20 protein-coding genes are annotated in these 22,957 nt (G+C 65.8%); 4 read left to right on the top strand and 16 right to left on the bottom strand.

What is annotated here, in order from left to right; genetic code table 11:
* Window positions 1–116: 116 nt before the first annotated feature.
* The 9 genes from BLR03_RS07965 to BLR03_RS07925 form a co-directional block, all read right to left on the bottom strand.
* Window positions 117–1,610 carry a sugar porter family MFS transporter gene (locus BLR03_RS07965; RefSeq protein ID WP_091251468.1) on the bottom strand — a complete coding sequence of 498 codons (1,494 nt, stop codon included), beginning with the start codon at window positions 1,608–1,610 and terminating at the stop codon, window positions 117–119.
* Window positions 1,607–2,482, bottom strand: a complete 876-nt coding sequence (locus BLR03_RS07960) for a sugar phosphate isomerase/epimerase family protein (RefSeq protein WP_091251466.1) — start codon at window positions 2,480–2,482, stop codon at window positions 1,607–1,609. Before BLR03_RS07960 ends, BLR03_RS07965 begins: the two co-directional genes overlap by 4 nt.
* 83 nt (window positions 2,483–2,565) lie before the next feature.
* Window positions 2,566–3,579, bottom strand: a complete 1,014-nt coding sequence (locus tag BLR03_RS07955; RefSeq protein WP_091251464.1) for a Gfo/Idh/MocA family protein — start codon at window positions 3,577–3,579, stop codon at window positions 2,566–2,568.
* Window positions 3,580–3,597: 18 nt separating this feature from the next.
* Entirely contained in the window at window positions 3,598–4,509 is a 912-nt protein-coding gene (locus BLR03_RS07950) for a sugar phosphate isomerase/epimerase family protein (RefSeq protein WP_091251463.1), read from the bottom strand.
* Window positions 4,510–4,665: 156 nt separating this feature from the next.
* The gene (locus tag BLR03_RS07945; RefSeq protein WP_175460451.1) at window positions 4,666–6,174 is read right to left on the bottom strand and encodes a CoA-acylating methylmalonate-semialdehyde dehydrogenase; all 1,509 of its coding nucleotides are present in this window, start codon (window positions 6,172–6,174) and stop codon (window positions 4,666–4,668) included.
* A 47-nt stretch (window positions 6,175–6,221) separates the two neighbouring features.
* Window positions 6,222–8,150: a 3D-(3,5/4)-trihydroxycyclohexane-1,2-dione acylhydrolase (decyclizing) gene (gene iolD, locus BLR03_RS07940; RefSeq protein WP_091251461.1), complete on the bottom strand. Its 1,929-nt coding sequence runs from the start codon at window positions 8,148–8,150 to the stop codon at window positions 6,222–6,224.
* A 39-nt stretch (window positions 8,151–8,189) separates the two neighbouring features.
* Window positions 8,190–9,155: a Cgl0159 family (beta/alpha)8-fold protein gene (locus BLR03_RS07935; RefSeq protein ID WP_091251459.1), complete on the bottom strand. Its 966-nt coding sequence runs from the start codon at window positions 9,153–9,155 to the stop codon at window positions 8,190–8,192.
* Window positions 9,152–10,153 carry a 5-dehydro-2-deoxygluconokinase gene (gene iolC / locus BLR03_RS07930; protein ID WP_091251457.1) on the bottom strand — a complete coding sequence of 334 codons (1,002 nt, stop codon included), beginning with the start codon at window positions 10,151–10,153 and terminating at the stop codon, window positions 9,152–9,154. Before iolC ends, BLR03_RS07935 begins: the two co-directional genes overlap by 4 nt.
* A gap of 212 nt (window positions 10,154–10,365) precedes the next feature.
* Complete coding sequence (locus BLR03_RS07925) at window positions 10,366–10,770, bottom strand: tautomerase family protein (protein WP_091251456.1); 405 nt, start codon at window positions 10,768–10,770, stop codon at window positions 10,366–10,368.
* Window positions 10,771–11,021: 251 nt separating this feature from the next.
* Between BLR03_RS07925 and BLR03_RS07920 the strand changes: the two genes are divergently transcribed.
* Window positions 11,022–11,384 carry an ArsR/SmtB family transcription factor gene (locus tag BLR03_RS07920; RefSeq protein ID WP_091251454.1) on the top strand — a complete coding sequence of 121 codons (363 nt, stop codon included), beginning with the start codon at window positions 11,022–11,024 and terminating at the stop codon, window positions 11,382–11,384.
* Window positions 11,381–11,863, top strand: a complete 483-nt coding sequence (locus tag BLR03_RS07915) for an SRPBCC family protein (RefSeq protein WP_091251452.1) — start codon at window positions 11,381–11,383, stop codon at window positions 11,861–11,863. The genes BLR03_RS07920 and BLR03_RS07915 overlap by 4 nt, the downstream gene beginning before the upstream one ends.
* Before the next feature lie 177 nt (window positions 11,864–12,040).
* Here the strand turns inward: BLR03_RS07915 and sucD are convergent, their stop codons facing one another.
* From sucD to BLR03_RS07895, 4 genes are all read right to left on the bottom strand, one after another.
* Window positions 12,041–12,943, bottom strand: a complete 903-nt coding sequence (gene sucD / locus BLR03_RS07910; RefSeq protein ID WP_018776033.1) for a succinate--CoA ligase subunit alpha — start codon at window positions 12,941–12,943, stop codon at window positions 12,041–12,043.
* A 12-nt stretch (window positions 12,944–12,955) separates the two neighbouring features.
* Window positions 12,956–14,125, bottom strand: a complete 1,170-nt coding sequence (sucC, locus tag BLR03_RS07905; protein WP_018776032.1) for an ADP-forming succinate--CoA ligase subunit beta — start codon at window positions 14,123–14,125, stop codon at window positions 12,956–12,958.
* Between the two features lie 429 nt (window positions 14,126–14,554).
* Window positions 14,555–17,098, bottom strand: coding sequence for a DNA helicase PcrA (gene pcrA / locus BLR03_RS07900; RefSeq protein WP_091251451.1), 2,544 nt, complete (start codon window positions 17,096–17,098; stop codon window positions 14,555–14,557).
* Window positions 17,099–17,387: 289 nt separating this feature from the next.
* Window positions 17,388–18,245, bottom strand: coding sequence for an inositol monophosphatase family protein (locus BLR03_RS07895; protein WP_091251449.1), 858 nt, complete (start codon window positions 18,243–18,245; stop codon window positions 17,388–17,390).
* Window positions 18,246–18,322: 77 nt separating this feature from the next.
* Between BLR03_RS07895 and BLR03_RS07890 the strand changes: the two genes are divergently transcribed.
* A complete protein-coding gene (locus tag BLR03_RS07890) occupies window positions 18,323–18,973 on the top strand; it encodes a hypothetical protein (RefSeq protein ID WP_091251447.1) in 651 nt (216 codons plus the stop codon).
* 360 nt (window positions 18,974–19,333) lie between these two features.
* Here the strand turns inward: BLR03_RS07890 and BLR03_RS07885 are convergent, their stop codons facing one another.
* Window positions 19,334–20,356, bottom strand: a complete 1,023-nt coding sequence (locus tag BLR03_RS07885) for a hypothetical protein (protein WP_091251446.1) — start codon at window positions 20,354–20,356, stop codon at window positions 19,334–19,336.
* 217 nt (window positions 20,357–20,573) lie between these two features.
* Here BLR03_RS07885 and BLR03_RS24355 point away from each other — a divergent pair, with 217 nt between their 5' ends.
* Window positions 20,574–20,723, top strand: coding sequence for a hypothetical protein (locus BLR03_RS24355; RefSeq protein WP_175460450.1), 150 nt, complete (start codon window positions 20,574–20,576; stop codon window positions 20,721–20,723).
* Between the two features lie 112 nt (window positions 20,724–20,835).
* Here the strand turns inward: BLR03_RS24355 and BLR03_RS07880 are convergent, their stop codons facing one another.
* Both BLR03_RS07880 and BLR03_RS07875 read right to left on the bottom strand, forming a co-directional pair.
* Window positions 20,836–22,359 (bottom strand): putative bifunctional diguanylate cyclase/phosphodiesterase, encoded by a 1,524-nt coding sequence (locus tag BLR03_RS07880; RefSeq protein WP_091251444.1) that lies wholly within the window; start codon window positions 22,357–22,359, stop codon window positions 20,836–20,838.
* Window positions 22,349–22,894 carry a DUF7793 family protein gene (locus BLR03_RS07875; protein WP_091251443.1) on the bottom strand — a complete coding sequence of 182 codons (546 nt, stop codon included), beginning with the start codon at window positions 22,892–22,894 and terminating at the stop codon, window positions 22,349–22,351. The genes BLR03_RS07880 and BLR03_RS07875 overlap by 11 nt, the downstream gene beginning before the upstream one ends.
* Window positions 22,895–22,957: the final 63 nt, after the last annotated feature.

Raw genomic sequence — 22,957 nt, 5'->3', positions numbered from 1 at the left:
CCCAAGTGACTCGCAGCAGGGGCCGTTATGAAGGCTCATAACGGCCCCTGCTGCGAGCTAGTTGGGTCATGCCGGGGGCGGGGCTTTGTGCTGGTCAGGCTATGCGGTTGGTAACGCTATGCGGTGGCGGGTTGTTTGACGGCCGCCTGTTTGAAGAAGTGTTCCAGATCCTCGAGGCTCTTGCCTCGGGTCTCCGGAACGACGCGCTTCACCCAGACGATGGCTGCCAGTTGGATCGCCACGAAGATGAAGAACGTCACGGAGACGCCGATCCAGGACACCATCTGCGGGAAGAAGAACCCGATCAGGAAGTTGATCATCCACAGGACGAAGACGCAGATCCCCATGCCAATGCCGCGGACGTGCAGCGGGAAAATTTCGGCCATCGTCAGCCACGTCACCGTGCCGATGCAGGACTGCATCGAGGCGAGGAACGTCACCATGAACAGCAGCACCAGATAGCCGCGGAGGATGCTTTCCGGGATAGCCATGGAGATGATGCCGATGGCCAGCAGGGACGTTGCCGTGCCGATCAGGCCGGCGATCAGCATGGACTTCCGGGGCAGACGCGACATGAGGGACATTCCGACGACGACGGCGACTACCGAAGTGACGCCGTTGACGACGTTGGCGATCAGGGCGCCCTGATCGCCGAAGCCGGAGCTGGAGAGGATGGAGGTGCCGTAGTACATGATGGCGTTGACGCCGCTGATCTGGTTGATCACGGCCAGCCCCAGTCCGACGACGAAGATGCGCCGGATCCACGGCACCGTGAGGTCGCGGAAGGTGCCGAGTTTGGATTGGTAATCTTCCCTCGCGGCCTGCCGGACTTCATCGAACTCGGTGGAAATGTCCTCCGTGGCCCGCGACCGGCGCAGTACCTCAAGGACTTCACCGAAGCGGCCGGCCGAAGCCAGCCAGCGGGGGCTTTCCGGCAGAACCAGCATGCCAAACCAGAGAACGAGGGCGGGCAGCGTGGCAATGACGAGCATCCACCGCCACACGTGGGAGGCCTCCGGGAAGGCGTTGCCCAGTACGGCATTGAACGTAAAGGCCAGGAACTGCCCCGTGACAATCATGAGTTCGTTCTGCGTCACGATGCGTCCGCGCTGGGCCGCCGGGGACATTTCCGCGAGGTAGACCGGAACGATCACCGATGCCCCGCCGACGGCAAGGCCCAGCAGGGTGCGGGAGGCGATGAGCAGTTCGGTGCTGGGAGAAATGGAGCAGGCGATGGTGGCCACCGCAAAGATCAACGCGAGCCCCATGATGGTCCGTCGCCGGCCGAAGCGGTCCGAGAGCCGGCCTGCCGAGATGGCACCGAACGCTGCACCGAGGGGCAGGGTGGAGGTCACGAGTCCCTCGGTCAGCGGGGTGAGGCCGAGGTCCCGCTGCATGAACGGCAGGGCGCCGTTGATGACGCCCGTGTCATAGCCGAAGAGGAGGCCGCCAAACGTGGAGAAGAGCGCGACGCGCCGCATGAACCTCTTGGGATTGGATGCTCCACCGGTTCTCCGGACGGCGGCTTCCTGGACTTCGGAGTCGGGCGCGGAATCGGGCGCTGCTGCGCGCGGTGCTGAGTTCGTCAGTGTTCCGTCGGACTTCGTCATAGGCTCGCCTTCTCGATGCGCTGTGTCATGGTCTCCAGTTGGTAGCGGGAGACCTCGGCAGCGTTGTCGTCCTCGGCGAAGACGCTGGAGACCATGACGGTGTCCTCGCGGTCGAGGAAGCCGATTTCCTTCAGGCCGCCGAAGAACTCGTCCCAGTTGACGTCGCCGTCGCCGATTTTTAGGTGCTGGTGCACCCGGACCGGGTTCCCGGGCGGGTTGGTGATGTAGCGCAGCCCGTGCGAGGCGTGGTGGTTCATGGTGTCGGCGACGTGAACCAGGCGCAGCTTGTCCCCCGCGGCCCGCATGATCTCCAGCGGCTCGTTCTTCATGTGGAAGCTGTGCGAGGCCACGTAGACCAGGCCCACGTTCTTCGAGTTCAGTCCGCGGATCACCCGGATCGCGGCCAGGCCCTCCTCGACGAAGTCGTCCGGGTGCGGATCGATCAGCAGGTCGATCCCTTCCCGTTCGATGATCGGCAGCAGTTCCTCCATCGAGCGGTAGAAGGCGCGCTCGGATTCCTCGGCCTTCTCCGGCCGGCCGCTGAATTCGGTGTTCATGGTGCTGACGCCGAGGTCCACGGTGATCTGGATGGCGCGCTTCCAGTAGCGGACGGCGGCCTCGCGGGCGTCCTCGTCCGGGCCGGACCAGCGCAGCACGGGCAGCACCGAGGCGATTTCGATTCCCGCGTCCTTGCAGGCCTTGTTCAGCTTGCCCACAAGCTCGTCGTCGGCCTTCGGGTGGTTGAAGAACGGGATGAAATCGGCGTGCGGGGTCATCTGCATGTACTTGTAGCCGAGGTCGGCGACGACGCGCGGGAACTCGAGGAGTCCGTGGCTGTGGTGGAACGGCGTGGGGTCAAGGGCGATTTTCACGGTGCACACTCCATTGTGGATCTGGCGGACGCGCGGCCGGCCGGCGCCGTGTTGTTAGCAGCGGGCGCCGGCCGGCAGGGTTCCTAGCGGTAGAGGGCAGGCTTGGCGTTGAGCTTCACGGCGACCTTTTCGCCGTTCTTCTGCGCCTCGACGCCAGCCTCGCAGCAGGCGGCGGTGGCGTAGCCGTCCCACGCGGTGGGGCCGCCGATCTCGTCGCGGAGGGCCGCGTCGACCCAGGACTGGATTTCGACGTCGTACGCCGCCCCGAAACGCTCCTCGAAGCCGGGGGTGACGTTGCCGCCCCAGTGTCCGTTGCTGCGGGTGTACGGGCCTTTGTCCCCGCCGATGCTGACGATGCCGTCCTCGAAGGAGGCCTGGGTGGCCACTTCGTAGCCGAACTTCGCGTTGACGTAGATCTCGACGTCGGCCAGGACGCCGGATTCGGTCTCGATCAGGACGTGCTGCGGGTCGTGTTGACCGGCCGGGGCGTTCCGCGTGGCCTTGCCGAGGCGGACCTGGACCGAGGTGATTTCCTCGCCGGTGAAGTAGCGGATGGCGTCGAACTCGTGGACCACGGAGTCGTTGATCAGCATCTCGTTGGTGAAGCCCGGCGGGGTGGTGGGGTTCCGGTGCTGGTGGTGCAGCATGAGCAGCTCGCCGAGTTCGGACTCGCGGATGATCTTGCCAAGGGCGGCGTATTCGGCGTCGAAGCGGCGCATGAAGCCGACCTGGATGCGCTTGTGGCCGAGCTGCCCTTCGGCCTCGACGATCTTCCAGGCCGACTCTGCGTCCGGGGTGAGCGGCTTCTCGCAGAGGATCGGGATGTCCTTGGCGATCGCCTTGAGCAGGATGTCCTCGTGCAGGAAGCCGGGGGTGGCGATCAGCACGGCGTTGACGTCGCCGTTGTTGAGGGCTTCGTCGGCGTCGGCCAAAGCGACGGCGCCGGGAATGCCTTCGATGGCGGCCTGCGCCCGGGCGAGATCGACGTCGACGACGGCGGCGACTTCTGCGCCGTGGATGCGGGTCTTAAGCCGCTGGATGTGGTCGGCGCCCATACGGCCGGCGCCGATGACGGCGACGCGGAGGATCTTGGTCATGGTGGGTTCCTTTGAGTTCTAGTTGACGGCGGTGCGGGAGCCGCAGGAGAGCAGGTAGTTGCGGGTGCGCTTGGCGATCGGCATCGGGACGTCGAAGGCCACGGGGTACATGTCCTGTTCCACAATGCCAAAGATCGGCCGGTTGAGCGCCTCGACGGCTTCGATGACGGCGCGCAGGTCCGGCAGGCCGTTCGGCGGTTCGGTCATGACGCCGGCCAGGTTGGCGGCGGCCCAGGTCAGGTCTTCCTCGTTGACCTTTTTGAGGACGTCCGGGTTGATCTGCTTGAGGTGCAGGTAGCCGATCCGGTCCGGGTAGTTCTTGATCAGGTCGAGGCTGGAGGCCCCGCAGTATTCGGCGTGGCCGGTGTCCAGGCAGAGGTTGAGGTACTTCGCGTCCGTGGCGGCGAGGAGGGTCTCGATGTCCTCCTGCGCGCCGACATGGGAGTCTGCGTGCGAGTGGAACTGCTGTTTCAGTCCGAAGTCCTCCAGCAGCGTTTTGCCCAGGCGGTTGTGGCCGGTAAAGAGGTCGCTCCAGGCCTTTTCGGTGAGCTGGCCGCTTTCCACGGCCTCGCCGGTGACGTCGTCGCGCCACATGGCAGGGATGACAACGATGTGTTCCCCGCCCATCGCGGCGGTGAGTTCAGCGACCTTGCGGGCCGGCTCCCACGCGGTTTCCCACTGTTCCAGGCCACGGTGGAAGGCGGTGAACACGGTTCCTGCGGTGACCTTCAGGTCGCGGGCCTTGAGTTCCTCGGCGAGGCGGGCCGGGTCGGTGGGAAGGTAGCCGTAGGGGCCGAGTTCGATCCACTTGTAGCCGGATTCGGCCACCTCGTCCAAGAAGCGTTCCCACGGGATCTGCTGCGGGTCATCCGCAAACCAGACGCCCCAGGAGTCCGGCGCGGTGCCGATGATCAGCTTGTTCTCTGTCATTTCCATTCCTTCTCATCGATTGCTCCGCAGGTGCCGTTTTGGACGCTCAAAACGGCGGTTGCGGAGCAATCGATCGTGGTTGTTGGGAGCCGGTGGGTGGGCCCACGCCGCCAGGGTTCCCTGGCCGAGCTTGCGAGGCGAGGGTGGCAGTGGGGACTAGTTGGAGGGGAAGTTGTAGGAGGCGCCGGAGGCGTGGGTGGGTTCGGGCCAGCGGGAGGTGACGACCTTGCCGCGGGTGTAGAAGGAGACGCCTTCGGGGCCGTAGATGTGCTTGTCGCCGAACAGCGAGGCCTTCCAGCCGCCGAAGGAGTGGTACGCCACGGGCACGGGCAGGGGCACGTTGATGCCGATCATGCCCACCGTGACGGAGCGCTGGAACTTCCGGGCGCTGGCGCCGGAGGAGGTGAAGATCGCGGTGCCGTTGCCGTAGGGGTTGGCGTTGATAAGGGCGATGCCGGCGTCGAGGTCCTCCACGCGGACCACGACGAGGACCGGGCCGAAGATTTCCTCGGTGTAGGCGGTCATCCCGGCCGTGACGTGATCCAGGACGGTGGGGCCGACCCAGAAGCCGTCCTCGTGGCCGGGGACGACGAGGTCGCGGCCGTCCACCACCATGGCGGCGCCGGCGGTCTCTGCTTCGGTAACGATCCGGACGATACGTTCCTTGGAGGCCGGGGTGATGACCGGGCCCATTTCGGCGTCGGGCGCGGTGCCGTTGTTGACCTTGACGGCCAGGGCGCGTTCCTCGACCTTCTTGACGAGCAGATCGGCGGCTTCGCCGACGGCGACGGCGACGGAGATCGCCATGCAGCGTTCGCCGGCGGAGCCGAAGGCGGCGGCGGCGAGGTGGTCGGCGGCGTTGTCGAGGTCGGCGTCGGGCAGGATGATCGCGTGGTTCTTCGCCCCGCCCAGGGCCTGGACGCGCTTGCCGTGCTTGGTGGCGGTCTCGTGGACGTACTTCGCGATCGGGGTGGAGCCGACGAAGGAGATGCCGTCCACGTCCGGGTGGGTCAGCAGGCCGTCGACGGTTTCCTTGTCGCCGTGCAGGACCTGGAAGACGCCGTCGGGCAGGCCGGCCTGCTTCCACAGCTTGGCCAGGAGCATGGAGGCGGAGGGGTCGCGTTCGGAGGGCTTGAGGATGAAGGCGTTGCCGGTGGCGATCGCCATCGGGGCCATCCACAGCGGCACCATGACCGGGAAGTTGAACGGGGTGATGCCGGCGACGACGCCGAGCGGCTCGCGGAAGGAGAAGACGTCGATGCCGGTGGAGACCTGGTCGGAGTAGTCGCCCTTGAGCAGCTGCGGGATGCCGCAGGCGAACTCGATCACTTCCAGGCCGCGGCCGATTTCACCCTTGGCGTCGGAGAGGACCTTGCCGTGTTCGGCGGTGATCAGTTCGGCGAGTTCGTCGATGTGGGCCGCGACGAGTTCGCGGAACTTGAACAGCACGGCGGTGCGCTTGGCCAGGGAGATGTCGCCCCAGGTGTCGGCGGCGGCGCGGGCGGCGGCAACGGTGGCGTCGAGGTCTGCCCGGTTGGCCAGCCGCAGCTCCGCGGTGACCGCGCCGGTCGCGGGGTTGTAGACGGGCTGGGTGCGGGTGCCTTCGCCGGAGGTTTCGGCGCCGTTGATGAAGTGGCTGATGGTGGTGACGGTCGTCGTTGACATGGTGATGGACTTCCTTGGTCTGTGGCTGTGCGTGGTGGTGAAGAGGGTCAGCCGAGCAGCTTGCGCTGGCGGCTCTTGTGGTCGACGTAGGTCTGGAAGGCCTGCTTCGTGGATTCGAGCTCGGAGACCTGGGAGACCGGGACGTCCCACCACGACTCGGAGCTGGGGGCATCCAGCAGCGGGTCGGATTCGACGTGGATGACGATCGGGCCGCCGTTTTCGGGGGCGGCTTTGGCGTCGCGGATGGCCTGCTCGAGCTCGGCGATGACTTTCTCGCCCGGTTCGATCCGGATCACCTTCACGCCGAGGGACTCGGCGTTCAGGGCCAGGTCCACCGGGAGCCGCTCGCCGTCGTCGAAGCTGTGGTGCTCCTCGTCCAGGGCACGGTACTGGGTGCCGAAGCGCTGCGAGCCCAGGGACTCGGAGAGCGAGCCGATCGAGGCGTAGCCGTGGTTCTGGATCAGGACCACGATCAGCTTGATCCGTTCGGCGACGGCGGTGACGAGTTCGGTGTGCATCATCAGGTAGGAGCCGTCCCCGACCATCACGACGACGTCGCGCTGCGTCCCGCCCTTCGCGGCTTCGGCCAGGGCGGCACGCTTGACGCCGAGGCCGCCGGGGATTTCGTAGCCCATGCAGGAGTAGGCGTATTCGACGTGGTAGCCGAACGGGTCCCGCACGCGCCACATCTTGTGCAGGTCACCGGGCAGCGAACCGGCGGCGCAGATGACGACGTCCGCCGCGTCCATGGCGCGGCTTGTGGCGCCGATGATCTCGTTTTGCGCCGGCAGCGGGGTGAAGCGGGTGTCGAAGGCCGTGTCCACGGTGGCGTTCCAGCGGGCCTTCTCGTTCGCGATCTGCTGCTCAAGGTCCGCGCCGATCCGGTAGCCGCCGAGGGCCTGGTTCAGCTTGACCAGGGCCTTGCGGGCGTCCGCGACGATCGGCAGGGAGGTGCCGTGCTTGTAGGCGTCGATTGCGGCGACGTTGATGTTGATGAACTTCACGTCCGGGTTCTGGAACGCGGTCCGGGACGCGGTGGTGAAGTCCTCGTAGCGGGTGCCGATGCCAATGATGAGGTCCGCTTCGGCGGCGATGGCGTTGGCCGCCGTCGTGCCGGTGGAGCCGATCGCGCCGAGGGAGAACTTATGGTCCCAGGGCAGGACGCCGACGCCGGCCTGGGTGTTGCCTACCGGGATGCCGGTCAGTTCGACGAATTTGGCGAGTTCCTCGTTGGCGTAGGCGTAGAGGACGCCGCCGCCGGCGATGATCAGGGGCCGCTTGGCGGCGCGGATCGCGTCGGCGGCACGGCGGATGTCCTCGTCGTCGGCGTCGGGGCGGCGGATCCGCCATTCGCGTTCAGTGAGGAATTCCTCGGGCACGTCGAAAGCCTCGGCCTGGACGTCCTGCGGCAGCGAGATCGTGACCGCGCCGGTCTCGGCCGGGTCGGTCAGGACACGCAGGCCGTGGTGGAACGCGGAAAACAGCTGCTCGGGCCGGGAGACGCGGTCGAAGAACTTCGACAGCGGCCGGAAGGCGTCGTTGACGGTGATGTCGTAGGCTTCCGGGCGTTCAAGTTGCTGCAGCACGGGGTCGGCGGCACGGGTGGCGAAGGTGTCACTCGGCAGCAGCAGGACCGGCAGCCGGTTGGTGGTGGCCAGCGCCGCGCCGGTGAGAAGGTTCGAGGACCCCGGGCCGATCGAGGTGCTGATCGCGAACGTCTGGCGGCGCCGGGTGTGCCGGGCGTAGCCGACAGCCTGGTGCGCCTGGGCCTGTTCGTTGCGGCCCTGGTAGTACGGCATGATCGTCGGATCGAGCTGCTGGTACTGCTTGAGGGCCTGTCCGACGCCGGCAACGTTGCCGTGGCCGAAGATGCCGAACGTGCCCGGAATCAGGCGTTCCCTGAAGTCCTGGCCGCCGATCGAATCGACGGTGTACTGCTTGGACAGGTATTCCACGACAGCCTGGGCGACTGTCATTCTGCGTGTTCCTGAGGCAGTTCTCATTCCCATGGGAAGTTACTCCGATGCTTCTTCGGTGCGGGTGGATTCGGTGCGGGGATCGTCCGTGTGGTGCAGCAGCGAGGCGGCGGTGGCCACGGCGCCGGCGACGTCGCCGTCGTGCGGGTACAGCAGGGTCCGGCCGACCGTGAGACCCTGGACACCCGGCAGGGCCAGGGCGGCCTGCCAGCTGGCGAAGACGTCCTCCTGGCTGCCCTCGGGGTCTCCTCCGAGGAGCACAGTGGGCATGGTGGTGGACGCCATGACGCGTTCCATCTCGGCCACCACGGGGAGCTTCATCCAGGTGTAGGCGCTGGTCGCGCCGAGGCCTTCGGCGATGGCCACTGACTTGATGACGGCGTTGGTGGAGAGGTCGTTGCGGACCTTGCCGTTCTCGCGGACGGAGAGGAACGGCTCCACCATGGCAATCAGCTTGCGCTCGGCCAGGGAATCGATCGCCCTCGCGGTTGCTTCGAGGGTGGCGACGGTGTCCGGGTCGCCGAGGCAGATGCGCGTGAGCATCTTGCCGCCGTCGGCGCCCAGGGCCTCGAGGGCGGCCGCAGTGTGGCCGGTGAAGCGGTCATCGAATTCGTTGACCAGGCCGGAGAGCCCGCCGCGGTTCATGGAGCCGAAGAGGAGCTTGCCCTCGAGCGCGCCGAGCAGGAGGAGGTCGTCCATGATGTCCGGCGAGGCCAGGACACCGTCGACGTCGGGGTTGGCCAGGGCAATCTGCAGGCGGTCCAGGAGCTGGCGGCGGTCGGCCATGGCCACAGGATCGCCGCCGACCGCGAGGGCCCCGCGGGCGGGGTGGTCGGCGGCGACGATGAAGTTCTGCTTGCCGGCTTTGACGCCGGGGTGGCGGCGCCGGGCCTGCGCGGCGCGGGCGATCGCGTCCGGGTCTTCGAGCCGGATGATGCTCAGGTGCTCGTAGCGGCGGGGGTCATCCCCCAGCGTGAGGGTGGCGGCGGCCGGGTTGACACTCACAGTGTTGCTCCTTCGGTGGCGTAGGAACCCGGCGCGAGGCGGCCGCGTTCGGCGAGCAGGCCCGTGACTTCTTCCGGCGTCGGCATCGCGTCGGCGCAGGACAGGCGGGAGGCGACCAGGGCGCCGGCGGCGTTGGCGAAGTCGAGCACCTGGGCCAGCGGCCAGCCGGAGAGCAGACCGTGGCAGAATGCCCCGCCGAAGGAGTCACCGGCGCCGAGGCCGTTGACGGTTTCCACCGGCACCGGGGCGGAGACGATGCGTTCGGTGCGGGTCTTGGCCATGACGCCTTCCGGGCCAAGCTTCACGACGGCGATTTCGACGCCGGCGGCGAGCAGCCGGTCGGCCTGTTCGTCCGGGGTGCCCTCGCCGACGGCGACGGCGCATTCCTTGTCATTGCCGATCGCCACCGAGACATGCGGCAGGATCTTGGCGACCTGTTCCCGGGCTTCCTCCTCGGAGGCCCAGAACATCGGCCGGTAGTCGAGGTCCAGGATGGTGAACTGGCCCGGCTTCAGCCCGGTACGGGGACGCGCCTCGTGGGCCTTAATGTGGGCGGTGCGGCTGGGCTCCTGGCACAGGCCCGTGACGGTGGACCAGAAGATGCCCGCGTCCCGGATGGCGTCCAGGTCCAGTTCCTCAGCTTTGATCTGCAGGTCCGGCGCCGTGGGGAACCGCCCGTAGAAGTAGAGCGGGAAGTCCTCCGGCGGCTTGATCGCGCAGAACGTGACCGCGGTGGGCCACTCCTTGACGGAGGTGACGTAGGAATCGTCCACGTTGAACTTGCGCAGCTCGCGGTGCAAGTATTTGCCGAAGGCATCGTCGCCGGTGCGGCTGATGACGGCCGTGCGGCGGCCATGGCGGGCAGCGGCGACCGCTACGTTGGACGGGGATCCGCCAAGGTACTTTCCGAAGGACGTGACATCCTCCAGATCCACCCCGATGTCGTTCGGGTAGATATCAACGCTGATTCGCCCGATCGTGAGCAGTTCGTGGGTCACGGTGATCGTGGACCTTTCTGGTGTGAACTCGGTACCTTTTCGCAGCCTGAGCTTCGGTGCTTAGGGGCCGGCGTGAGCCGGGCCACATCCACTACTTTGCCCTAGAATCCATGTACTGTCAAAGGTTTGTACTGACATATTTACAACTTGACACGGGGCGCACTGACGGCGCCGTGGAGCGGCCGTCCTGACGGCGGCAGGACGACCCTCAGCTACTGACTGGGGACCCCAAGTTCGCCGGTCATGTACTGGGCCCGGCCAAAGCCGAACGACCAGTCCCCGGCCGTGTTTTCGACGTAGCCGATGAAGACGTTCTCGCCGGAAACCCCTACGGCAGCCAGTTTTTCCGCGATGGCGGCGAACAGGGACTGCTTTGCCGGCTGACTGCGCCCGGTCTGGGTGAAGATCTGGATCATCACAACATCCGGCGTCCGTTCAAAGCCGAGGCCGGCGTCCTGGGCGACGATTTGCCCGGCCTGGTGCTCCGTCAGGATGTGAAAGTAGTCCCGTTCCGGAATCCCGTATTCAGCCACGATCGCAGCATGGATTCCTTGGCTGAGCCCCTGCAGCTGCTCCGCGGTGCGGCCCTGATTGACGTCGATTCGCACGAGAGGCACTCGCATCTCCTTTGCTAGTTTGTCCTGACATACTAACAAATATCGTAAGAGTGGCGCAAGGATTCCCGGGCGGCACGCAGCAACGCGGGGGTCACTTACCGCCCATCCCGGGGTGCGGGGTGGGCGTGACGTGACCCCGCGTTGGGGTATTGCGGGGGCGCAAGCCCAGGCGTAGCGTTAACAACCTAGAGGTTGATCAATTACTTGGTTGATTACTGATCAGGTGACCATTGAAGAGGAGGCCCCCACCCATGGATTCCAGCGACGACGGCGAGCTCGACGCGGCCTTCCTGGCCCTCGCCGATCCCGTCCGGCGCCGCATCATTGCCCGGCTCAGCCGGGGTCCGGCCACCGTCAATGAACTGGCGGAGCCGTTCGCGATCACCAAACAGGCAGTCTCGAAACACATCCAGGTCCTCGAGCAGGCGCAGCTGGTCACCCGCACCCGTGACGCCCAGCGCCGGCCCGTTCACCTGAACCCCGCACGGCTTGAGGCGCTCACCGCTTGGATCGACCAGTACCGGCTGATCCGCGAGAGCCAGTACCGCAGCCTAGACGCCGTGCTTGAAACCCGCGCCGCGCAGGGCGGCACACAGGCAAAGGACGCATCATGAGCAACGCACTGACACTGACGGTCCCCGCGGGACTCCCCTTCATCGACTTCGAGCGAGACTTCGACTTCCCGGTCTCCGAGGTCTTCCGGGCGCATCGGGACCCCGAACTCGTCGCCCAATGGCTCGGGCCGCGGAGGATGCGCATGAGCATTGACCACTATGACTTCAGGACCGGCGGCAGCTACCGCTATACCCACACCGCGCCGGACGGCAGCGCGTATGTCTTCAGCGGCGTCTTCCACACCGTCCGGGAGAACGACTTCGCCATCCAAACCTTCGAGTTCGACGGCTACCCGGATGTGGTGAGCCTCGATTCCATGACCTTCGTGGACCTGGGCGGCGGCCGGTCCCGGCTCATCGGCCACTCGGTCTACCCCAGCGTGGAAGCGCGCGACGGCATGGCGCAGTCCGGGATGGAGGGCGGCATGTCCGAGGGCTACGACCGGCTCGAAGAAGTCCTCACCGGGGCAAAGGTCTAGCCGGAGCCCAAATACATCGAACACAAGGTACGACGGCGGCAGGGCCACCTTCGCCGGGAAGGTGGCCCTGCCGCCGTCGTACTTAAACAAACAACGCGGGGTCACTTCGCGCCCGTCCCAGCGAGTGGGACGGGCCGTAAGTGACCCCGCGTTGCTTTTAGTGCTTGGTGCTTCGAACTACAGGGTTGCGAAGACCTCGCGCAGGAGCTTGGCGGTCTCGGACGGCGTCTTGCCGACCTTGACGCCGGCAGCCTCGAGGGCTTCCTTCTTGGCCTGGGCGGTGCCCGCGGAGCCGGAGACGATGGCGCCTGCGTGGCCCATGGTCTTGCCTTCCGGAGCGGTGAAGCCGGCCACGTAGCCGACAACCGGCTTCGTGACGTGTGCCTTGATGTAGTCGGCGGCACGCTCTTCGGCGTCGCCACCGATTTCGCCGATCATGACGATCGCCTTGGTCTCCGGGTCAGCTTCGAAGGCTTCGAGGGCATCGATGTGGGTGGTGCCGATGACCGGGTCGCCGCCGATGCCGATGGCGGTGGAGAAGCCGAGGTCGCGCAGTTCGTACATCATCTGGTAAGTCAGGGTGCCTGACTTGGAGACGAGGCCGATGGGGCCCTTGCCCGTGATGTTTGCCGGGGTGATGCCGACGAGGGCCTCACCCGGGGTGATGATGCCGGGGCAGTTCGGTCCGATGATCCGCGTGACCTGCTTGCCGTTGGCGTCGACCTTGGACTGGGCCAGTGCCCAGAACTCGGCGGAGTCCTGGACCGGCACGCCTTCGGTGATGACGACAACCAGACCGATGCCGGCCTCGATGGCTTCAACGACGGCGTCCTTGGTGAAGGCCGGCGGCACGAAGACGATGGAAACGTCAGCGCCGGTCTCGGCCATGGCTTCCTTGACGGTGCCGAAAACGGTGATCTCGGTGTCGCCGTGCAGGACCGTGGTGCCGGCCTTGCGGGCGTTGACGCCGCCAACAACGTTGGTGCCGGCCTTGAGCATCAGGGCGGTGTGCTTGGTGCCTTCGCCGCCGGTGATGCCCTGGACGATGACCTTGGAGTCCTTGTTCAGATAAATAGACATAGTCGAGTCCCTCTACTTCGCTGCGTTGGCGAGCTCGGCGGCCTTGTCGGCGCCCTCGTCCATGGTGGCGGCCAGGGTAACCAGCGGGTGGTTGGCCTCGGCCAGGATGCGGCGGCCTTCCTCAACGTTGTTGCCGTCGAGGCGGACTACCAGCGGCTTATTCGCGGAGTGGCCCAGCTCGGCCAGTGCGCCAACGATGCCCTTGGCCACGGCGTCACAGGCGGTGATGCCGCCGAAGACGTTGACGAAGACGGACTTGACCTGCGGGTCGCCCAGGATGACGTCGAGGCCTGCTGCCATAACCTCGGCGGAAGCTCCACCGCCGATGTCCAGGAAGTTGGCGGGCTTGACGTTGCCGTGGTTCTCGCCGGCGTATGCAACGACGTCGAGGGTGGACATCACGAGACCGGCGCCGTTGCCGATGATGCCGACTTCGCCGTCCAGCTTGACGTAGTTGAGGTCCTGCGCCTTGGCCTTGGCCTCGAGCGGGTCAGCAGCGTCCTTGTCTTCAAGGTGAGCGTGCTTGGGGTGGCGGAAGTCGGCGTTCTCGTCGAGGGAGACCTTGCCATCGAGGGCAACGATGTCACCGGCGCCGGTCAGGACCAGCGGGTTGACCTCCACGAGGGTGGCATCTTCCTTCTTGAAGACGTCCCAGAGCTTCAGAATTACGCTGGCGACCTTGCCACGCAGTTCCTCGGCGAAGCCTGCAGCGGCAACGATTTCGTCGGCCTTGGCCTGGTCAATGCCCACGGCCGGGTCGATCGAGATCTTGGCCAGGGCTTCGGGCCGCTCAACGGCGAGCTGCTCGATTTCCATGCCGCCTTCAACCGAGCACATGGCCAGGTAGTTGCGGTTGGCCCGGTCCAGCAGGACAGAGAAGTAGTATTCCTCGGCGATGTCAGCACCCTGGGCGATCATCACGCGGTGGACGGTGTGGCCCTTGATGTCCATCCCGAGGATGTTGGTGGAGTGTTCAAATGCCTCGTCAGCGGTCTTGGCGACCTTGACGCCGCCGGCCTTGCCGCGGCCTCCGGCCTTAACCTGGGCCTTGACGACAGTCACGCCGCCGATTTTCTCGGCAGCTGCCTTTGCTTCTTCAGGGGTGTGCGCCACGATGCCAGCAAGCACGGGTACACCGTGCGCCTCGAACATATCGCGCGCCTGGTATTCAAACAGGTCCACGGTTTAGTGTCCTTCTACGTCGAAGTAGTTTCTGTACAGCCGGACCCCACGTACTCGCGGTTACCGGGCTGCGGAATAAACGCACCCTGCGACAAGCTTGGAAACGAGCCACACGGCGCAATGCTCCTCTGGGAACTCTAGTCCTTCGATCGGACCAGCCCGTTCCAGAGTACCCGTTATGTGAGTAAGGACACTATTCTATGGAGCGTAGAAAAACCGCTAGATTACGCGGTTTTTGGGGTGTCCGACGGCGCGCGGACCGGCCGTGCGGCCGTGTCAGATGCGGCTTCGTAACCTAGGCGGGAGGAGCCGGAGCCGTCGGCTGATGCGCAGCGGGCGGCAGATGCGTGCTCGGCTGGGGCCGGCGAGCGGTCATGCGCAATGGCCTTCTGGCGCGTGCGCTGGCGGTGCCGGTGCCGGGCACCTCCCCTAGGCGTCCAGCTTGGTCAGCGGCGCGTAGCGCAGCAGCAGCCGCTTCTCGCCGACGTCGAACTTCACCTTGGCGACCGTCTTGTCCCCGGAGCCCTCGACCGCAAGGACGGTGCCGTTGCCGAAGCTGGTGTGGTTGACCTTGTCCCCCACGCTGACGGCGACGATTTCCTTCTGCGGCTGGACCCTGTTCTTGGCCACGGCGGCGGGAACATCGGCGTTGAAGCCCGCGGACGGGCTGGCGCCGGCGCCGCGGGGCGTTCCGGCACCCCAGAATGAACCGCTGTAGCGGCTGGAACCGATCGCGGGGCCGCTCCCCCAGCCGCCGCTCTGGCGGCTGGCGCCTTCCCGCTTCCATTCCACGAGTTCGGCCGGGATCTCCTCGATAAACTGGCTGGCCGGGTTGTACTGGCTCTGGCCCCACATGCTGCGGACCTCGGACCGGGTGAGGTAGAGGCGCTTCCGGGCGCGGGTGAGCCCGACGTAGGCCAGCCGGCGTTCCTCGGCCAGTTCCTTGGGATCGGTGGCGGAGCGCTGGTGCGGGAACAGCCCGTGCTCCATGCCGGTGAGGAACACCACCGGGAATTCCAGCCCCTTGGCCGTGTGCAGGGTCATGAGCGTGACGACGCCCAGACGCTTGGCCTCGGCCACCGCGGCGTCAATATCTGCCCCGGGAGGATCGGGAATCTGGTCGGCGTCGGCCACGAGGGACACCTGTTCCAGGAAGGCTCCGAGGGAGCCTTCGGGGTTGTCGCGTTCGTATTCGCGCACGACGGCGACGAGTTCCGCCAGGTTCTCCACCCGCGATTCGTCCTGGGGGTCCGTGCTGGAGCGCAGCGCCGCGAGGTAGCCGGTCTGTTCGAGCACGGCTTCCAGGGCGGCGGCCGCACCCGAGCCGGAGGCCACCTCGGCGAGGTCGTCAAGGAGTTTCACGAAGCCCAGCACGGCGTTGACCGAGCGGGTCGCCATGCCCGGGGCTTCGTCGGCGCGCCTCGCTGCGGTCATGAAGGAGGTGCGATCGCGCTCGGCAAGGGCAGCGACAGCGCCCTCAGCACGGTCGCCGATGCCGCGCTTGGGTTCGTTGAGGATCCGGCGGAGGTTGACGTCGTCGTCCGGGTTGACCAGAACCCGCAGGTAGGCGAGTGCGTCCTTGATTTCCTTGCGCTCGTAGAAGCGGGTGCCGCCCACCACCTTGTACGGCAGGCCCACGCGCACCAGGACGTCTTCGATCGAGCGGGACTGGGCGTTGGTGCGGTAGAAAATGGCGACGTCGCCGGGACGCAGGTTGCCCTCGTCCTGCAGCCGGTCGATTTCCTTGGCGATGAACTGCGCTTCGTCGTGCTCGTTCTCGCCGACGTAGCCGACGATCTTTTCGCCGTCGCCCTCTGCCGTCCAGAGCCGTTTCTCCGGCCGGTTGGGGTTGCGGGAGATGACCGAGTTGGCGGCGCTGAGGATGGTCTGGGTCGAGCGGTAGTTCTGCTCGAGCTTGATAGTGCGGGCGTCCGGGTAGTCCTTCTCGAACTCCACGATGTTGCGGATGTCCGCGCCGCGGAAGGCGTAGATGGACTGGTCGGAGTCGCCCACCACGGTGAGCTCGGAGGCCTCGGGCCCCTCGCCGACGATTTCGCGCACGAGGGCGTACTGGGCGTGGTTCGTGTCCTGGTATTCGTCCACGAGGACATGCCGGAAGCGGCGCCGGTACGAGTCGGCGAGCGCCGGGAAGGCCCGGAACATGTAGACGGTCTGGGCGATCAGGTCATCGAAGTCCATGGCGTTGGCCTGGCGCAGGCGTTGGGTGTAGCCCTTGAAGACCTCGGCGACGGCCTGTTCGAACGGATCGTTGTGGTTGGCGCTGGAGGCGTAAGAGTCGTCGTCGATCAGCTCGTTCTTGAGCGCGGAAATCTTGTGCTGGATGGCCTTGGGCGCGAAACGCTTGGGGTCGAGGTCCAGGTTCTTGGCGACGAGCGTGATCAGGCGCAGCGAGTCCGCGGAGTCGTAGATGGAGAAGTTGGAATTGAGCCCGACGTTCTTCGCCTCGCGGCGCAGGATCCGGACGCAGGAGGAGTGGAAGGTGGAGATCCACATGGTCTTTGCCCGGGCGCCGACCAGGACCTCGATGCGTTCCCGCATTTCTGCCGCGGCCTTGTTGGTGAAGGTGATGGCCAGGATCTCGCCGTGGTGCGCCCGGCCCGTGGCGATCAGGTAGGCGATCCGGTTACTGAGCACCCGGGTCTTGCCCGAACCGGCGCCGGCCACGATCAGCAGGGCGGTGCCGGCGTGCTTCACGGCTTCTTCCTGCTGCGGGTTCAGGCCTTCGAGGAGCTCGCTCGCGTTCGGAAGCTGCGGACGGTCCCAAGCGTTGCCGGGGCCGTGGCCCGGGGCGCTGCCGTTGCCATCCGGGCCGAAGCCGTTGCCGGCCGGCCCGAAGCCGGCCCCTGAATCCGGCCCCGGAAGGCCGGTCCCGGCAGGCTCTTTGGTGCCTGCCGCCGCCTTGGAGGCAGCTTGGAAGGGTCCGTCGGCATAAGGGTCAAACAACATATCCATGGTGTATCTAAGTCTAGGCGGTGGCGCTGACAGCCGCGTCCGCCCCTCGGGACATGCCCTCCGCCGCCCGCAACCACCGGACATAATCCCCCTATGCCCACCCCTGCGCTCGAAGAATGAGCATGTCCCACGAACCCTGGGCTCCGAGCGGGACATGCCCTCCGCCGCCCGCAACCACCGGACATAATCTCCCTATGCCCACTCCTGGCCGCAAAGAATGAGCATGTCCCGCGGCCGCTTCGCCGTGGGATGAGCATGTCCCCCGGCGAAGTCCTGCGGACTGAAAAGGCTAGCCGACCGAGCCGGAGACGAGCGCGGCACGCAGCTGGCGCACCGCCGTCGTGCCTCCCGCGATGAACCAGTCCAGGCCGTTGACGCGCACGACGTCGGTCGCGCCGCCGGCCGCCTCGACGATCGCCTTGCCCGGCAGCCAGTCCCACTCGGGGCAACTGTGCTGGAACCAGCAGCCGAGCTCGCCGTCGGCTACCCGGCTGAGGTCACAGGAACCGGATCCGAACATGCGCAGGGCCGCTGCCGACGTCGCAGCCGCATGCCAGGGCATGGCACACATCGGATCGGCGAGCCACGTCGGGTGGATGTACGTTGCGGCGCCGAGTTCCGAGACCGGGGCGTCCGACCTTCCCTTGCCTCCTGATGAGCCGGGGAGGAAAGTGAGGAGCTTCTCGCCGTTGAGAGTTGCCGCCCGGGAGTTCCCGCCGAGCCAGAGCTTGTCCTCCTCCGGCTGGAAGATGGCGCCGAGCCCTGCACCGGACGGGTCGTTTAGGGCGATGGCCGAGCACCAGTAGGTGGAGCCATGCAGGAAGTTGTACGTCCCGTCGACGGGGTCGATGACCCAGGTCCGGCCGCTGCTGCCCGCCACGGAGGCACCCTCTTCGCCCAGGATGCCGTCCTCGGGCCGGCAGCGCCGCAGCTGCTCCAGCACATAGGACTCGGCGGCGTGGTCTGCGGCCGTGACAACGTCGGAGACAGACGTCTTCTGCCGGCCCTCGAGCCCCGCCTGCCGCATCAAGAGCGCCAGCGTGCCGGCCTCGCGGACCAGGGCCTCGGCCAGTTGGTAGTCATCCAGCGACGGGTCAAGATCTGCGGTGCTGTGCCGGCCAAGCCGGTGTTTTCCTAGTTCGGTCACGCGTTCCAGAGTAGCGGCGCCCGTTGGCAGTGAACAGCCGGCGCGGGAGGTCGAAGCGGACGGGCGATAATGGAGCCATGGCCAAGACACCCGCGCAGCGGATCAAGAAGCACGGCGCCAATGCGGCGGTCCCACAACACCACCTCCCGCCGGTGATCAATCCGACCACCGACCGGACCCCGCAGAAGGCACAGAACAACAGCCACCTGATTGTGATCGCCGGGGTCGTGGCCAGCCTGTTCCTGTTCTGGTATCTGCATCTGCTCACCCTCAACCAGCTCACGCAACTGTCCGGTGGCCAGGCCATGCCGGATTCGATGGTGGGGGGTTTCGACCAGGGGTTCGTGGAGCAGCTGCGAGGGGCCATGGACTCCGACGCCCGCGGCCAGCTGAGCTATGTGCACAAGACAGCCGGCATGCTCTTCCCGCTGATCTTCGGATTCACTTGGCTGCTCCTGATCGGAACTAACGTGTCCAAGAAATCCCTGCGCTGGGCGCTGTGGGCATTGCCGCTGCTCTTCGCCGTGGTCAGGCTGTGGGGCAACATCGTGATCGATGCAATGATGTCCGCCGGGACTCTCGACGCCGGTCAGGTGGCCCTGGCCTCCGGGCTCACCGTGGCCGGCTGGGCACTTCTGGCGCTGAGCCTCGTGGCTGGCGGCGTGGCCGTATTCCTCGGACGCAAGGCCACCGCAGATTCCCCCACCGCGGGACATGTCCAGCCTTAGTCCACGGCCCTGGACTTGTCCTCCGCACCCGAATCTACGCGCAGGACATGTCCCCCCTTAGGTCGCGCCCCTGGGCTTGTTCCTCTGACCCGGAATCCACCACTGAACATGTCCAGTCCTGACTTTCGCCATTGGACTTGTCCTCCGCACCCGGATGCAGCCACGGAACATGTCCGGCTATGACAACGACCACTGGGCCCAGTGGTCTTATGCCCATTCGTCGGTCCCTGCACGGGGCATGTCCCGCAGTGCAGCACGAGGCCCACGGAGGGAGATGCCCAACCTTCGCCGCCGCGGGAAATGTTGATGTTATGTCCAGTCCTCGCCGATAACGAGGGGCATGTCCACCTCGGCGGCAGGTCAGGGCACGTTCGTGAGGAATTCAAGAGCCTGCTCCGCCCGTTGCGGGGCTCCTGCATTCTCAAAGTAGTCGGCGGCTTCCAGTAGGTGTTTCCGGGCTTCAGCCCCGTTTCCCAAGGCGCCATGAGACCGGCCCAGCAGCAGATGTGCCTCGCCCAGAATCTGCGGCGAGGTCTTCTCGGGGACAGGGAAGATGTCACCGAGAGTGTCGACCGCCGCTTTCTGCTCCCCCGCCAGGAAGTTCCAGTGGCCGCGATTCAGCTTGAGCAGTACGTGGTCTTCCGCAGTGCCGCCGATGACGTCGGTGGCCAGTTCTGCGCGTTCGATACAGCGCAGAGTGTCCGCGTCCGCAACATCGGCGGCCAGCCGCATAGCCGCGGAGGCCTTATTGAATTTCGCCCAGACAGTGAGGTTCCGGGCTGGCGAAAAGGTGGCGGCGGCGAGCTCGTGGTAATGCAGTCCCTCGGTGACTTTGCCGCAAAGAAACGCGACGTTTCCGATGACCCAGTACGCCTTGCCCACCAATTGGTCATCGACTTCTCCGGAAATGATGTCGGCCATGATGAGGCTTTCCGCCCAGGCTTCTTCAAGTCTGCCGCTGTCGGCGAGCGCCGCAATGAGCGCCTGCCGAGCTTTGACCGCGATTTCGACGTCGTCCTCGGCGTTCATGAGGTCCGCTGCGATTCTAGCCTCGTCGGCGGCCTCTTCAAGCAGACCCATGCCTCGGCGGGTCAGGGCCAAAAGGATGTGTACCTGGGCCTGGAGCTGCAGGTTCCCGCCCCGGGGGTCAGCAATCAATGTGGCGGCAAGTTCCGCGCAAGCTTCAATTTCTCCGGCGGCAATGAGGCTCTCGGCCCGGAACAACGTCATGTGCCACCACGACGACGAATCACCTTCGGCACTGGCAATGTCCGCGGCTGCCTGCGCGGCGGTTGCCGCCTCCCGGAAGTCGTGACTGGACCGGTATTCGCGCGCCTGGAGCTCTGCAGCAGCGTACGAGGGTGAAACGGAGCTTTGTTGCATGACTCAATTATCCGTTGCCGCGGGAGCGGAAGCGAACAAACCGCGCAAGCAAGACCTGCGCAATATTGGCTCAGGACTCGCCAAGCTTCGCGCCAATAACACGAACCAATACACAGTGGCACGAATTGTTATACAACGGCGTGTCGTTTGCCCCTATACTAAATCTGCACCACAAGTCACATGAGTCACATCAGCCTCTTACGTATCAGGAGTCCTAATGAAGAAGACCCTTGCAACACTCCTCGTCGCCGGTGCGCTGGCAGCCGCGGGCATGTCCGCCTCCGCAGCGATTTCTGCTGCAGCAGACACCTCCGGCCAGAGCTCAGTCGTCGCTATCGGTTGGTGGCCGGACTCCACTAAGAAGTAACGGAGACTGCTTTGACAGGCGGCGGGTGTACGAAGTGATTCCGACACCCGCCGTCGCTGTTTAACTTTCGGTCAAGCTCGTGCCACAGCCGCGAGGCCCCTACCCCAAACCCCTACTTGACCCGGCTCATCAACGCCGCAATGTCCGCGGCCGGCGCGGGCCGGCCAAAGAAGTAGCCCTGGCCGCTGCCGCAGCCCATATCGCGAAGAATCTCGGCCTGTTCCGCCGTCTCAATGCCCTCGGCCAGCGCTTTGAGGCCGCAAGCGTGGATGAGATGCAGCACCGCGGCCACAAAATCCCGCTGTTGTTCGTCGATCCCCAGTCCGCTGATCAGGCTCCGGTCGATCTTGACCACGTTGACAGGCAGTTTTCGCAGGTAGCTGATGGATGAATAGCCGGTCCCGAAGTCATCGATCTCAAGCTGGACGCCGAGTCGCCGGAGGCCGTTGAGCGAATACTGGTCCACATCCCCGCCGTTGACGGCCATAGACTCCGTCAGCTCCACGATGAGGTTTGACGCATCTACCCCGGTCTCCCGGAGGATGTCCCGGACATGTTCGATCAGTTCTAGGCTTTGCAGTTCGGTGGTGGAGATGTTGACGCGGACGTTGAACGTGCTGTCCACCTGCTGTTCCTGCTGCCATTGCCGCAATTGACGCACGGAATTACGCAGCACCCAGTGGCCAAGGTCCACGATCATGCCAGTTTCCTCGGCCAAGGGAATGAAATAGTCCGGCATAAGGAGGCCGCGCACCGGGTGGTTCCACCGGACAAGCGCCTCCACACCTTCGATCCTCCCCGTGGTGAGGTCCACCACCGGCTGGTAGTGCAGGGTCAGCTGGTCTTCCCTGATCGCTTCGCGCATTTCCGTGACCATGACGCTCTGCAGCCGGCGCGCGTACAGCAGGGCCGGCTCGAACACTTTAATGCTGCCGTGGGGCTGGGCCTTGGCGGCGTACATGGCCGTGTCGGCCTCCATCACAAGGTCGTCAGCAGACTGGCCGGGCTCCGCGATCCGCAGGCCGATGCTCGTTCCGCACGTGATTCTCAAGTCCCCGACGTCGAGGCTCTCGTTGAGCGCGGCGAGGATCCTATTCGCCACCCGGCGTGCTCGGACCAGATTGGACTTCGGCAGCATGACGGCGAATTCGTCGCCGCCTAGGCGTGCCACGGTGTCCGTCTCGCGGACGGCCGCCTGCAGCCGGCGGGCGATCACCCGCAGGACGTCGTCGCCGGCGCTATGTCCCAACGTGTCGTTAATGCCCTTGAACGAATCGAGATCAAGAATCAGGAGTGCCGGCGGCATCTCGCCCCGCGCGGACTCGGCCAGGGCATGGCTCAGGACCGAGTTGAGTGCTGTCCGGTTGGCGAGTTGCGTCAGGGGGTCGGTCAGCGCCATGCGTTCGAGCTCGACCTGGGCCTCTCGCAGCATGGCCGTGCGGCTTTCGACGCGCTCCTCCAGCTCCTGGTAGATGGTCTGCAGGTCATCAGCCATGAGATTGATGCCGGCAATGACGGCGGCGACGTCGTCCCGGGCCCCGGAGTGCGGGATCCGGGTGCTCAGATCGCCGCCGGCGATCCGCACAATACCCTCCACGAGGGCGTGCAGCCTGGGGTCCGGCACTTCACTCGTCACGGACGTACTGCCTTAGCCATTCGACGGCCGAGGATTCGGAGCTGAAGAACTGCGCCGGAATCGTCTCGCCCCTGGACCGCAAGAGGTAGTGGGCAATGACCCGGTCCACCGGGCTCTCGCCCACCAGGGCAAATGCCGTGGCCGCTATGGACCCTGTGTAAACCTGCCGAGCCTCAACGCTGACACGGACGACGCCGGTAATCACTAGAAGCACTGGCATCCGCTTTCCCGCCGCGAGGGCACGAACGGCGTCACCGGCAATGCGTGCTTCGGGACCCTCGATTTCCTGGTTGGGCGGAAGCAGGACCTCGATGATGGCGCCGTCGATCATCCGCACCCCGATAGCCCGGGCGGCATCGCTGCCGGAATCATCGCCGGCAGCGTCAGGGTCCGCATGGGACCTGGAGAAAGACGCATTGGTCGTTGCAGCCACCGCGGCCGTAACAATTGCTGCGGCCACCGCCGCGCGCTCGGGGGCGCCAGCGGCATCGTCCGTGTGCTGCCCGTCGTGCCCGGCCAGGGCATCGAGCGTCATCGGACCGCAATTCGACGGCGATGGTCGGTGAAATCGCGGAGGTCCAGGTTTAGCCGACGAACG

Source organism: Arthrobacter sp. ok909 (assembly GCF_900104405.1).
In the GTDB taxonomy this organism is placed as follows: domain Bacteria; phylum Actinomycetota; class Actinomycetes; order Actinomycetales; family Micrococcaceae; genus Arthrobacter; species Arthrobacter humicola.
This window is presented reverse-complemented; position numbering and strand designations above follow the sequence as displayed.